Raw genomic sequence first — 12,654 nt, forward strand, 5'->3', positions numbered from 1 at the left:
ATGGAGCGGACACTGACGTGGCGGGACCTGAATCGCGCCCTGCTGGCGCGGCAGTCGCTGATCTCCCGGGCACCGGATGACGCCGCGACCGTCCTGGAGCGCATGGCCGGGTTGCAGGCGCAGTACGCACCCTCGATGTACATCGGGCTGTGGACCCGGATCGAGGGGTTCGAGCGGGAGTCGCTGACCCGGCTCCTCGAATCGCGCGAGGTGGTCCAGGCGACCCTCCTGCGGGCCACCATCCACCTCGTGTCGCGGTCCGACTTCTGGCCGTTCGTGATCGCCGTCCGCGACGCCCGGCGCGACTGGTACCACCGCGTCATCCGCAACAACGTCGGGCCCGCGGAGCTCGCCGAGGCCGCGAAGGGCCTGGAGGCGCTGCTGCGGGAACGGCCGCTGCGGCGGACCGAGATCGACCAGCTCTACGGCGCGGAGGTGCGCGGGGGTGTCGGCATGTATCTCGACATGGTCCGGGTGCCCCCGTCCGGCACCTGGGCCCGCCGCCGCGCCGACCTCTTCGGGCTCGCGGAGGACTGGGTCGCGCCGACCGGCGTCACCGTCGCCGAGGCCCGTGAGCTGCTCGTGCGGCGGTACCTCGGCGGCTTCGGCCCGGCCCACCGCGCCGAGATCGCCGACTGGGCCGGCCTGAGCGTCACCGACATCACCAAGGTCCTGTCCACGATGGACCTGCGCCGGTTCCGCGACGAGCGGGGCCGGGAGCTCGTCGACCTGCCGGACCAGCCGCTGCCGGACCCTGACACCCCGGCGCCGGTGCGGTTCCTGCCGACCTACGACGCGACCCTCCTGGCACACGCCCGCCGGACCCTGATCCTGCCGGAGGAGCACCGCACGAAGGTGTTCCATGTACGGATGCCGCAGTCGATCGGCACGTTCCTCGTCGACGGCCAGGTCGCCGGCACCTGGACGGTGAACAAGAGCGGCGTCGTGGCATGGGAGCCGTTCGCGAAGCTGCCGGCGTCGGTGCGCCGTCAGGTCGACGCGGAGGCCGAAGCGCTGTCGGCGTTCCACTCGACGTCGTAGTCGTGCATCCAGGCGCCGCCCTTCTCCGCGAACCGCTTGAAGAAGAACGGCATCACGACGTCCCGCAGCCGGGCCGCGACGGGTCCGGCGACCTTCGCGTCCCGGTTCGCGCCGGCGACCTTCAGCATCTGGTCGGTGCGGGGGCGGCGCAGCTGCTCGTACCGCGGCAGCGCGCCCTCCGGCCCGTCCCGCAGGCACTTGGCGAGCACGACGGCGTCCTCGACGGCGAGGTTGGCGCCCTGGCCGGCGCCCATCGGGTGGGCCGCGTCGCCGAGCAGGACCATGCCGTCGCGGTGCCAGCGCGGCACGCCACCCGGCATCGCCTGCATCACGGTGCGTGGATGCCACTGCCCGGTCCGCCGGACCAGCTCCGCCGCCGGCCCGCGGTCCCCGGCGAACAGCGCGGCGAGCTCGTCCCGCCCGGGAGTGGCCGCGGGTGGCCGGTCCGCGGGCACCTGGGCGGCCCACAGCGTGCCGGCGGCGGTCGGGGCGTACAACCATCGTGGCCTTCGCGCCGAACATGATGTGGAACGCGCCGGGGTCCACCCGGTGTGCTGAGCGCCCGCCGACGGTCCACAGGCCCGCGTACCCCGCGACCGGCGCACCCGGGTCGATGACGGTGCGCAGCCGCGAGTGGATGCCGTCGGCGCCGACGATCAGGTCGGCGCCCGCGGTGCCTCCGTCGGCGAACACGGCCGTGCGGCCGGCGCCGACGTCGACCAGCCTGCGGCCGGTGACGATCCTCGCCCCGGCACCGGCGGCGAGGTCGCGCAGCGTCTCGACCAGGTGCCCGCGCATGAGGGTCACCCGGCGGCGGGACGCCTCGCCGAGCTGCCTGCCCCGCCCGCTGTGCAGCCGCAGCAGCGGCAGCTCGGTGCCGCGGGCCTCGACCGCCGCCCGGCAGCCGATCGCATCGAGGGCCCGCAGCCCGTTGTCGCCGAGGCTCACGAAGGACCCGACGTCCCCGGCCGGGTCCGTGTACGCCTCGTAGACCGTCACGTCCCAGCCGACCCGGCGCAGTGCGATCGCCGCGACCGGCCCCGCCACCCCACCACCGATGACCATGGCTTCCATGCCCGCACTCCTTAGTGAATCTGCATTCGGTGAATTACGATTCAGTTTTACGGGCTGCTACCGTCGGGCGTCAAGAGCTGGGGCGTGACAAGGTTGTGATGGCGATGGCAACGCGCAAGGAGAAGGCGGCCCAGACCTCCGCCGCCCTCAAGGACGCCGCCCGCCACCTGTTCGCCACCCGCGGCTACCTCAACACCAAGATCAGCGACATCACGGCCGAGGCCGGCCGCGCGGTGGGCTCGTTCTACGACCACTTCGCGAGCAAGGAGGAGCTGCTGCAGGCGCTCTTCGCGGACATGCAGGACACCGCGGACTCCGCGCTGCCCGACCACGACCCGGACCACGACCTGTCCGACGAGGCGCAGCTGCGCTTCCACGTCGCCGCGGCCTGGCACACGTTCCGGACCCACCTGCCGGTGATGGTCGCCCTCTTCCAGTCCTCGATGCTGGAGGCCCCGTTCAGCGGCCTGGCCCGCACGCGGCTCGCCGAGGACACCGGCATGCTCCGCCAGCACCTGGAGTTCCTGGAGGCCCGCGGCCACCGGCTACCGGGCCGCCCGGCGGTCGTCGCCGACGCGATGGGGGCGATGCTGGCCATGTTCGCCTACGCGCACCTCACGGCGCCCGAACCCCGCCTCCCCGACGACGAGGCCATCGACACCCTGACCGCCCTGCTCCTGCGCGGCCTGCAAGGCTGAGACCCGCCTGCGCAGTGGTGGGCGGGAAGCAGGAGACTGTAGGCATGGCAAGGATCGTCGTCACCGGAGCGCACGGAAAGACCGGACGGGCGGTCGTCACCGACCTGCTCGCCCACGGCCACCACGTCGTCGCGACCGACGCCGTGGGCAAAGCCGGCCACCTCAGCGAGCTCGGCACGCCCATGCTGGTCGCCGACCTGACCGACCACGGGCAGGCGGTCGAGGTGCTGACCGACGCCGACGCGGTCGTGCACCTGGCCAACATCCCGGCGCCGGGCATGTATCCGCCGGCCGTCACGTTCAACCGCAACTCGACCATGAACTTCAACGTGTTCCACGCCGCGCAGCAGGCCGGGGTCGGCCGGGTCGTGTGGTCCTCCAGCGAGACGACGCTCGGCCTGCCGTTCGACACTCCCCCGCGGTATGCGCCGGTCGACGAGGAGCACTTCCCGTTCCCGACGACGACCTACGCGCTGTCCAAGGTCGTCGGCGAGACCCTGGCCCGGGAGATCTCCGGGTGGAGCGGCATCCCGTTCGTCGGGCTGCGCCTGTCCAACGTGCACGCCGCCGACGACTACGCGGCGGTCCCGGGCTACTGGTCCGACCCGCACCTGCGCAAGTGGAACCTGTGGGGTTACGTCGACGTGCGCGACGTCGCCGCCGCGTGCCGCCTCGCCCTGGATGCCCCGGTCACGGGCGCCAGCTCGTACGTGATCGCCGCGGCGGACACGATCATGGACCGGCCGTCCGCCGAGCTGATGCGCGAGGTCTTCCCCGACGTGCCGCTGACCCGTGAGCTCACCGGGTTCGAGACGCTGCTGGGCATCGACCGGGCCCGTGAGGTCCTCGGCTACGCACCGCAGCACTCCTGGCGCACCGAGCTGCAGCGGTAGCCGCACCGGGCCCCGCAGCGCGTCAGTCGAGCGACGCCTGCAGCAGGGCCAGGAGGTCGGCCAGGGCCGTCGGGGCGGCGGCCAGCTCGTGCAGGTTGCACTCGATCCCCGACGCCGAGACCAGGACGCCCGGGGTGGCCGGGTGGATCCGGCGCCAGCCGCGTGAGGTCAGCGCCGCTTCCATCACCACGACCACGGACGGGGTGGCGTCGAGGTCCTCGGGTTCGGTCGGCGGTTCGGGCTGGGCCGGCCAGTTCGCCGCGACCAGCTCGTCCAGGCGGGTCAGCAGCACCTGCACGACCTCCGCCGGGCCGGTCGGCTGGCGGCCCAGGAGGGTGGCGACCTGGTCGTGCACGGCGCGGGCCTGCCGGACGACCCAGCCGGGCCAGGCGGTGGCCGGCACCGCGGCGAACGTCGTCCACTCCGCCGGCGAGCGGCGCAGAACGTGCCGGGCCAGGGCCCGTTCGTCGGCGGCCGACAGGGGGTCGACGGGCACCAGGTCCGCGGCCCGCAGCACGAGATGCGCGTCGGTCAGCGGCGCGATGGCGCCGGCGAGGTTGGGGTGCCGGCTCATCAACTCGGTCCGGGTGTCGTCGTCGACGGTGGCGTTGACGGCGCCGGCGCGGATCGCGGCCCGCCAGCCGTCGTGGACGTCCTGGATGGCCGCGGCGGCGTGCTGCCAGACCTGCTCCTCCAGGTCGAAGGCGAGGTCGGCGAACTCGAACTCGGCCAGGTCGGCCTTGACCACCGCGCGGGCGGCGGTGTGCAGCCCGGACGCGCTGCTGGCGGCCTGATCGGCCTTGCGCTCCAGGGCGGTGGCGAACTCGCGGGTGGCGCGCAGCACGGCCGCCGCGCGCGGCGGCAGCTCGACCCTGGACGGGTCGGCGGCCTCTTCGTACAGGTCACGCAGCCGCGCGACGAGGTGGGCGCGGCGGTGGTCGACGACGGCGAGCTCGTGCGCGACCAGGGCGCGGATCTCGTCGACGGTCAGGCAGTACAGCAGCGGCAGGCCGACGAGCAGGAGCCGGCGCCGGCGGCTGGCCCAGGAGCGGATGGCGCCGTGGCCGGTCAGCAGGACGGCGTCCGGGGCGGCCACGCCGACCCTCGCGGCGACCTCGGCGACCAGGGCGAGCAGGTGTCCGGTAGCGGTGACTCCCTCGGGCGGGGCTTCGGGCGGACGTCCGTAGCGCATCAGGACCCATCTGGCGCGCCACACACTGATTTTGCCGGGCAACGGATCTTCGACGACGGCAACCGACACAGCGAAGCATCCTCATCACGTCGCCGGGGCGCGTCAACGAGCGTCGTCCATCCGGCGGGGGTGATTCCCGAAAGTCACCCGAACCGGTGCCGATGATGCCGGTGAGGACTCGGGGGTGAGATGTACCAGACGTTCAGTCCGTTGCTGGACGCGCTGAAGGAACGCGGGGCAGATCCGCAGGCGGTCGACAAGGCGGCCGCGGAGGCGGAGGCCACCGGCCGGTCGATCCGCGCCGTCCTCATCAACGACCACATCGTCACCGAGGACCAGCTGACCGAGGCGTCCGCGGACGCGTACGGGATCCAGACGCTGGACCTGGTCGGCTACCCGATCGATCCGGCGGCGGTCACCAAGATCCCGATGGCGCTGGTGCTGAAGCACCGGGTGCTCGGCATCGCCCTGAATGAGCACGAGATCACCGTCGGCATCACCGACCCGGGTGACGTCCTGGCGCTGGATGACGTCCGCGCCGCGACCGGGCTCACGGTGCGGCCGGTCGTGGTGGCACGCTCCGAGCTGCGCAAGATCATCGACCGGTTGAAGCGGGAGGAGAACGACCTCGGCGACGTCGCGGAGAGCCTGCGGGCGGAGGCCGCGCCGAGCATCTCGAACCTGACGACGATCAACGAGGACGCGCCGATCGTCCGGTACGTCAACTCGCTCATCGAACAGGCGATCGTGAACCGCGCGTCGGACCTGCACCTGGAGCCGGGCGAGCACAGCATGCGGGTGCGGTACCGCATCGACGGCGTCCTGCACGAGGTCGACACGGTGCCCAAGCACGTGCAGTCGGCGCTCATCTCCCGGCTGAAGATCATGTCGAACGTCGACATCACCGAGCGGCGCATCCCGCAGAACGGCCGCATCACGGTCGAGATCAGCGGGCGGGCCGTCGACCTGCGCACGGCGACGCTGCCGACGGTGTGGGGCGAGAAGATCGTGCTGCGGGTCCTGGACACCAGCGGGATGGACCTGAAGCTGTCCAAGCTCGGCTTCAGCAAGGCCAACGCGGAGCGGTTCGCCGCGTCCTACAGCAAACCGCACGGCATGCTGCTGGTGACCGGCCCGACCGGCTCGGGCAAGTCGACGACGCTGTACGCCACCCTCGCCGAGATCAGCAAGCCGACGGTCAACATCATCACCGTCGAGGACCCGGTGGAGTACCGGCTGCCCGGCGTCAACCAGGTGCAGGTGGACCACAAGGCGGGCCTGACATTCGCGGCGGTGCTGCCGGCGATCCTGCGCTCCGACCCCGACGTGGTGCTCATCGGTGAGGTCCGGGACCGCACGACCGCGCAGCTGGCGGTCGAGGCGGCGCTCACCGGCCACCTGGTGCTGTCGACCCTGCACACGAACGACGCGCCGAGCGCCGTCACCCGGCTCGTCGAGATGGGTATCGAGCCGTTCCTCGTCGGCTCGTCGGTGGACTGCGTCCTGGCCCAGCGGCTCGCGCGCCGGCTGTGCGACTGGTGCCGCACCGAATACGAGCCGAGCGAGGCGGAGCTGGCCGGGGCGCGCTGGCCGTACGACCTGCTCGGCACCCCGCCGCACCTGTGGCGCCCGGTCGGCTGCCGGTCCTGCGCCAACACCGGCTACCGGGGCCGGATCGCCCTGCACGAGGTCATGCCGGTGTCTGCCGAGATCGAGAAGCTGGCGATCAACCGGGCCTCCGCGCACGAGATCCAGGCCGTCGCCCGCACCGAGGGCCTCGTCGACCTGCGCCTGGACGGCCTGGCGAAGGCCGCCGAGGGGCAGACCTCGATCCCGGAAGTCGTCCGGGTCGCCGTGTAACCCTCAACACATCGCGGCGCCTGCCGATGGGCCGCGTGTGGAGACCATGGTGACCAGCGACGAGCGCGCCTCGCTCGACGCGATGCTGGTGTCGCTCGTCCGCGTCGGCGGCTCCGACCTGCACCTGACCGTCGGGGCGCCGCCGACGGTGCGGATCAACGGCGGGCTGCGCTACCTGCCGGGCTACGACAACCTCACCCCCGACGACACGGAGATGCTGGTCCGCGCCGCCGTGCTCAACGAGAGCCAGTGGAAGCATTTCGAGCAGGTCCAGGAGCTCGACTTCGCCTACGCGATCGAGGGTGTGTCGCGCTTCCGGGTCAACCTGTACGCGCAGCGCGGCTCCTTCGGCGCGGCGTTCCGGGCGATCCCGCACAACATCAAACCCCTCGACCAGCTCGGCGTGCCGGAGCAGGTGGCCCGCTTCGCGCATCTGCACCGCGGTCTCGTCCTCGTCACCGGGCCGACCGGCTCGGGCAAGACGACGACCCTCGCGGCGATCCTCGACCTGGCGAACCGGACGCGCTCCTCGCACATCGTGACGATCGAGGACCCGATCGAGTTCCTGCACGAACACAAGCGGTGCCTGGTGAACCAGCGCGAGGTGGGCGCGGACACGACGTCGTTCTCGATGGCGTTGAAGCACGCGCTGCGCCAGGACCCCGACATCATCCTCGTCGGCGAGCTGCGCGACCTGGAGACCACGTCGACGGCGCTGACCGCGGCCGAGACCGGCCACCTGGTCCTGGCGACCCTGCACACGCAGAGCGCGGCGCAGACCGTCGACCGGGTCATCGACATCTTCCCCCCGCACCAGCAGCAGCAGGTCCGGGCGCAGATGTCCAATGCGCTGCAGGGCGTCGTCACGCAGGCCCTGGCCCCGCGCGCCGACGGGCAAGGCCGCACGATCATCTCGGAGATCATGTTCGCCACGCCGGCGATCCGGAACCTGATCCGTGAGGGCAAGAACCACCAGATCCCGTCGTTCATGCAGTCCAGCGGCAACGAAGGGATGCTCTCGTTCGACCAGCACCTGGCCGAACGGGTCCGCCAGCAGCTCGTCACCTACGAGACGGCGCTGGAGCTGTGTCACTCGGCGGAGGAGTTCCGCCGTCTCGCCGGCCGGATGTGATGTGAGAAGCACATGACCGCCACGAAAACCTACGACTACCAGTCGATCGACCAGGCCGGGAAACGCGGCAAGGGCAAGATCGAGGCCTCCAACGAGCTGGCCGCCGCGCAGCTGCTGCGCCAGCAGGGCCTGACCCCCCTCGCCATCACCAGCGCTGACTCGCTGATGAAACGCGACATCCGGGTCCCCGGGCTCGGCGACCGGACCACCCTGAAGGACCTGTCGGTCTTCGCCCGGCAGTTCGCGACCATGACGCAGTCCGGCATGTCCCTGCTGCGGTCCCTGGCGGTGCTGGAGGACCAGGCGCAGAAGGCGGGCCTGAAGAAGGCGGTCAGCGAGGTACGGCTCGACATCGAGGGCGGCACGTCGCTGTCCGGGGCCCTGTCCAAGCACCCGAAGGTGTTCCCCACCCTGATGGTGGCGATGATCCGGGCCGGCGAGACCGGCGGCTTCCTCGACAGCGCCCTGGAGCGCATCGCGACGAACTTCGAGAAGGACGCGCACCTGCGCGGGAAGATCAAGAGCGCGCTCACGTACCCCGTGATCGTGCTCGTCTTCACCGTCGTGATGATCAGCGCGGTGCTCATCTTCATCGTGCCGATCTTCGAGAAGATGTTCAAACAGCTCGGCGGTGAGCTTCCCCTGCCGACCCGCATCATCGTCAACGCCAGCCACACCCTGTACTGGCTGGGGCCGCTCGTCATAGCGGTGCTGGTCGTGACCACGGTGTCGCTGCGCAAGGCGGCCGCGGTGAATCCGGCGGTGCGCCTGTGGATCGACCGGATGAAGCTCAAACTGCCGGTCTTCGGGCCGCTGTTCACGAAGATCGCGCTGAGCCGGTTCTCCCGCAACCTCGGCACCCTGCTCGGCGTCGGCGTGCCGGTGCTGCAGGCCCTGGACGTCGTCGGCGCCACCACCGGCAACTCCGTGATCACCGCCGCCATGACCGACCTGCAGAACGCCGTGCGCGAGGGCCAGCCGATGTCCTCGCAGCTCGGCGCGCACAAGATCTTCCCATCGATGGTCGTGCAAATGGTCGAGGTCGGCGAAGAGAGCGGCCAAATCAGTCAGATGCTGGAAAAGGTTGCCGATTTCTACGACCGAGAGGTGGACAGCGCGGCTGAGGCACTCACCGCGTCCATCGAACCGATCATGGTGCTCGTCATGGGTGGCGTGGTCGGCGGGATGATCATCTGCCTCTACCTGCCGATGTTCTCGATCTACCAGAACATCCAGAGCAACTGAAGAAGAACGTCGGTGCACATGACTGGCGCAAGGCAGCGGAGCCTCGCCATACCCACACCCCGTGCAGGAGCAGGAGGCTCACCATGAAGGAAACGCTGCGCAGGATGCAGAAGAAGCGTGCCGCCGGAGACGGCGGATTCACGCTCGTCGAACTCCTCGTTGTCGTCGTGATCATCGGCGTACTCGTCGCGATCGCCGTCCCCATGTATCTGAACTACCGTAAGGGCGCGGCGAACAAGTCCGCCGAGTCCGACGTGCGCGCCGCGGTCAGCGCCGCCGAGCAGTTCTACACGGAGAACGGCAACAAGTACCCGGACAACGTCAAGTCCACCGGCCCGGGCCAGAAGATCACGTTCACGCTCGCGTCCGCGGGAGCCGGCGTCATCACGCAGGTCGCCACCGTCTCGCCGAACAACATGCTGGGCTTCACGAACCTCGGTAGCGGCGCCTACCGGATCTGCGGCACGAACGAGGACGGCGAGACCGTCTACGTGTACAGCAGCCTCGAGGGCGGTTCGGTGAAGAAGGCCGCGTCCGCCACCTTCGACACCTGCCTCACCAGCGGCTGAGCCGGCCCCGACCGGCGATGTGGCGGCCCGCGGTGACGCGGGCCGCCACACCCGACTCTCTCAGGAAGGAGCACGCGGATGCTGTACGCGCTCGTCGGCGTGCTCGGCCTGGCGATCGGGTCGTTCCTCAACGTCGTCATCCACCGCGTCCCCCGCGGTGCGTCGCTCCTGCGGCCGGCCTCGCACTGTCCACAGTGCACGGAGCCGATCCGGCCGTGGCACAACGTCCCCGTCGCCGGCTGGCTGCTGCTGCGCGGCCGCTGCGCCGACTGCGCCGCCCCGATCAGCGTCCGCTACCCCCTGGTGGAGGCCGGCACGGCGGCGCTGTTCGTCGCCGTCGCCGCCCGGTTCGGCTGGTCGGCGACGCTGCCCGCGTGGCTGTACTTCGCCGCGATCGCGGTCGCCCTGGCCCTCATCGACCTCGACGTGCTGCGCCTGCCGAACGCGATCGTCCTGCCGTCCTACCTGGTCGTGCCCGCCCTGTTCCTGCCGGCCGTGGTGCTGCAGCGGGACTGGTCGGCGGGGCTGCGGGGACTGGTCGGGATGGCGGTGCTGTTCACCTTTTATCTGCTGCTGTCCCTGGTGTACCCGGGTGGCATGGGCTTCGGCGACGTGAAGCTCGCCGGCGTGCTGGGCCTCTACCTCGGCTGGCTCGGCTGGGCGCCCCTGGCGGTCGGGACCCTGGCGGCGTTCCTGCTCGGCGGGATCGCCGGGATCGCGCTGATGGCCGGTGGCCGGGCGGGCCGCAAGACCGCGCTGCCGTTCGGCCCGTCGATGCTCGCCGGGGCGCTGATCGCGCTGTTCGCGGCGGCGCCGATCACCGACTGGTACACCTCCATCCTCCTGCCCGCCTGACGGTTTTATCTAAGGAGCACGATGGCTGCCGTCAACCTGATCGGACTGGACATCGGCACGGTGTCCATCCGCGCGGCGGAGACCAGCAACAGCAAGGACGGGCCGGTCATCAGCAACTTCGGCCACATCCTGCTGCCGCCCGGGGTCGTGCTCAACGGTGCCGTGCAGGACGAGCAGGCCGTCACCGGCGCGCTCAAGCAGCTGTGGTCGACGTTCAAATTCCGCAGCCGCAAGGTCGCGCTCGGCGTCACCCACCAGCAGATCGTCGTGCGCGAGACCACAGTGGCCAACCTGCCGCCGAAGGAGATGCGCCAGGCGCTGCCCTTCCAGGTCCGCGACGCGCTGCCCCTGGCACCGGAGAAGTCGCTCATCGACTTCTACCCCCTGGAGGAGCCCGGCGACGCCGACACGGTCCGCGGGCTGCTCATCGCCGCGCCCAAGGAGCCGGTCCTCGCCGCGATCCGGGCCATCGAGGCGGCGAAGCTGCACGTGGCGCGGGTGGACCTCGCCACGTTCGCGCTGCTGCGCGCCGCGTCCCGGCTCGACGAACACGTCGAGGCGCTGGTCGACATCGGCGCCCACGCGACCAGCGTCATCGTGCACCACGACGGCGAACCCCTCATCGTGCGGACCATCCCCCGCGGCGGCAACGAGATCACCAAGACCATCGCCGACCGGCTCGACGTGCCGGTCGAGCAGGCCGAGGAGCTCAAGTGCCGCATCGGCCTGCGCACCGACACCGACGGGCAGACCGCGTCGGCGCTCAAGGACGCGGTCCGGCCGCTCATCAACGAGATCGGCAGCTCGTTCGCGTACCTCACCGCCGGCGGCCGGCAGGCCCGGGTCAGCCGGCTCGCCCTGTCCGGCGGCGGCTCGATGCTGCCCGGCCTCCTCGAGGCGTTGCACGCCCAGCTGCACGTGGAGGTGATCGCGGTCGACCCGGTCATGCGGGTACGCGGCCTGCGACGGGTCCGGCACGGCAGTCTCGAGCAGATCCGCGCCTCGGCGGCGGTGTCGGTCGGGCTGACCCTGGGAGCCGCGTCGTGACCGGCCCGAACGGCGGCACGTGGTGGGAGGAGGAGCCGGAGCGCAAGCTGACCGGCATCGTCCTGCCGTCCTGGGGCGACGACGACCCGGACGACCTCGACGATCTCGACCGTGACCGGGCGCCCCGCGGCGACTCGAGCACCGCGGACCGCGGCGGCTACGGCCGGCCCGACCGCGGCGGTCACGGCGAGCCGGACCGCGGGGGTTACGGCGAGCCGGACCGTGGCGGTTACGGCGAACCGGACCGCGGCGGTTACGGCGAACCGGACCGCGGCGGTTACGGCGAACCGGACCGTGGGCACCCGGTCGGTGCGGCGCCGGTTCGGGCCGTCGATCCGCTCACCGATCCGTTGACGGGGCCGCTGCCCGGTGGCTGGCGGCAGGACACGCCTCTGGCGGCCGAGCAGCGCCTCGTGCCGGTCGTGCCGTCGGGCCCCCCGCCGATGTGGCCGCTGGTGGACCCGCCCGCGGACTACCCGCGGGCGCCGATCGACCTGCCGCCGCTCGCGGAGACCCTGGCCGGCGAGGACACCCTCGTCTCGCAGACAGCACAGGCGGCGCAGACAGCGCAGCCGGCACAGGCCGCACCGGCGGCGGCGGAGACGGGCATGCCGCGGCGGGAGTTCCCCCGGTACATCGCCGGCGAGCTCGTCCTGCCCGGCACCGCCGAACCGCAGGCCACCGCGGCCGAGACCAGGACACCTCCGGCGCAGCCCTGGGCCTCGCCCACGGCGCTGCCGCCCGCCGCTTCGACCTGGACGCCGCAGCCTGCGTCGCCACCCGCGGACCGGTACGCCTCGCCGCCACCGCCCCTGCCGGCGCTCCCAGCCCTGCCGGACGAGCTGGGGGCGCCCACCGGCGGGCCTCCCCCGGCGCTGCCGGGCGTCCAGTTCACCGCCCCCGAGAGGCCGGCGCCGAGGCCGGCCCTGGAGCCGGCGGAGCAGCCCCCGGCAACCACCCGGACCATGCCCGCCGCGACCATGCCCGCCGCCGCGCCGCCCGCTGGCGCCCCGCACGCCGCCGCGCCGAACGCCGCGGTGCCCCACGC

The 12,654-nt window shown here is 71.7% G+C and carries 11 protein-coding genes and 2 pseudogenes; 10 read left to right on the plus strand and 3 right to left on the minus strand.

Annotated elements, in window-relative coordinates:
• Complete coding sequence (locus AB0K00_RS37175; protein WP_363530703.1) at positions 1 to 1,041, plus strand: winged helix DNA-binding domain-containing protein; 1,041 nt, start codon at positions 1 to 3, stop codon at positions 1,039 to 1,041.
• Here the strand turns inward: AB0K00_RS37175 and AB0K00_RS37180 are convergent.
• Together AB0K00_RS37180 and AB0K00_RS37185 are read right to left on the minus strand one after the other, a co-directional pair.
• A complete protein-coding gene (locus AB0K00_RS37180; RefSeq protein ID WP_363530706.1) occupies positions 990 to 1,538 on the minus strand; it encodes an FAD-dependent monooxygenase in 549 nt (182 codons plus the stop codon). The two genes, AB0K00_RS37175 and AB0K00_RS37180, sit on opposite strands and share 52 nt — an antisense overlap.
• Positions 1,539 to 1,710: 172 nt before the next feature.
• Positions 1,711 to 2,115: pseudogene (locus tag AB0K00_RS37185) on the minus strand (NAD(P)-binding protein); the annotation flags it as partial.
• A gap of 104 nt (positions 2,116 to 2,219) precedes the next feature.
• On the opposite strand from AB0K00_RS37185, the gene AB0K00_RS37190 reads away from it, so the two are divergent.
• Positions 2,220 to 2,813: a TetR/AcrR family transcriptional regulator gene (locus tag AB0K00_RS37190; protein ID WP_363530709.1), complete on the plus strand. Its 594-nt coding sequence runs from the start codon at positions 2,220 to 2,222 to the stop codon at positions 2,811 to 2,813.
• Positions 2,814 to 2,857: 44 nt separating this feature from the next.
• Positions 2,858 to 3,706 carry an NAD(P)-dependent oxidoreductase gene (locus tag AB0K00_RS37195; protein ID WP_363530712.1) on the plus strand — a complete coding sequence of 283 codons (849 nt, stop codon included), beginning with the start codon at positions 2,858 to 2,860 and terminating at the stop codon, positions 3,704 to 3,706.
• A 22-nt stretch (positions 3,707 to 3,728) separates the two neighbouring features.
• On the opposite strand, the gene AB0K00_RS37200 is transcribed toward AB0K00_RS37195, so the two are convergent.
• Complete coding sequence (locus AB0K00_RS37200; protein WP_363530715.1) at positions 3,729 to 4,898, minus strand: hypothetical protein; 1,170 nt, start codon at positions 4,896 to 4,898, stop codon at positions 3,729 to 3,731.
• A 189-nt stretch (positions 4,899 to 5,087) separates the two neighbouring features.
• Here AB0K00_RS37200 and AB0K00_RS37205 point away from each other — a divergent pair, with 189 nt between their 5' ends.
• From AB0K00_RS37205 to AB0K00_RS37235, 7 genes and pseudogenes are all read left to right on the plus strand, one after another.
• Positions 5,088 to 6,758 (plus strand): ATPase, T2SS/T4P/T4SS family, encoded by a 1,671-nt coding sequence (locus tag AB0K00_RS37205; protein WP_363530718.1) that lies wholly within the window; start codon positions 5,088 to 5,090, stop codon positions 6,756 to 6,758.
• A gap of 46 nt (positions 6,759 to 6,804) precedes the next feature.
• Positions 6,805 to 7,890: a type IV pilus twitching motility protein PilT gene (locus tag AB0K00_RS37210; protein WP_363530744.1), complete on the plus strand. Its 1,086-nt coding sequence runs from the start codon at positions 6,805 to 6,807 to the stop codon at positions 7,888 to 7,890.
• 12 nt (positions 7,891 to 7,902) lie between these two features.
• The gene (locus tag AB0K00_RS37215) at positions 7,903 to 9,135 is read left to right on the plus strand and encodes a type II secretion system F family protein (RefSeq protein WP_363530721.1); all 1,233 of its coding nucleotides are present in this window, start codon (positions 7,903 to 7,905) and stop codon (positions 9,133 to 9,135) included.
• Positions 9,136 to 9,218: 83 nt separating this feature from the next.
• Entirely contained in the window at positions 9,219 to 9,704 is a 486-nt protein-coding gene (locus AB0K00_RS37220; RefSeq protein ID WP_363530724.1) for a prepilin-type N-terminal cleavage/methylation domain-containing protein, read from the plus strand.
• Positions 9,705 to 9,782: 78 nt separating this feature from the next.
• The gene (locus tag AB0K00_RS37225) at positions 9,783 to 10,559 is read left to right on the plus strand and encodes a prepilin peptidase (protein ID WP_363530727.1); all 777 of its coding nucleotides are present in this window, start codon (positions 9,783 to 9,785) and stop codon (positions 10,557 to 10,559) included.
• A gap of 21 nt (positions 10,560 to 10,580) precedes the next feature.
• The gene (pilM, locus tag AB0K00_RS37230; protein ID WP_363530730.1) at positions 10,581 to 11,606 is read left to right on the plus strand and encodes a type IV pilus assembly protein PilM; all 1,026 of its coding nucleotides are present in this window, start codon (positions 10,581 to 10,583) and stop codon (positions 11,604 to 11,606) included.
• Positions 11,603 to 12,654, plus strand: a pseudogene (locus AB0K00_RS37235) (hypothetical protein); the annotation flags it as partial. The gene pilM and the pseudogene AB0K00_RS37235, both read left to right, overlap by 4 nt.

This window comes from Dactylosporangium sp. NPDC049525, from assembly GCF_040676755.1.
GTDB lineage: Bacteria > Actinomycetota > Actinomycetes > Mycobacteriales > Micromonosporaceae > Dactylosporangium.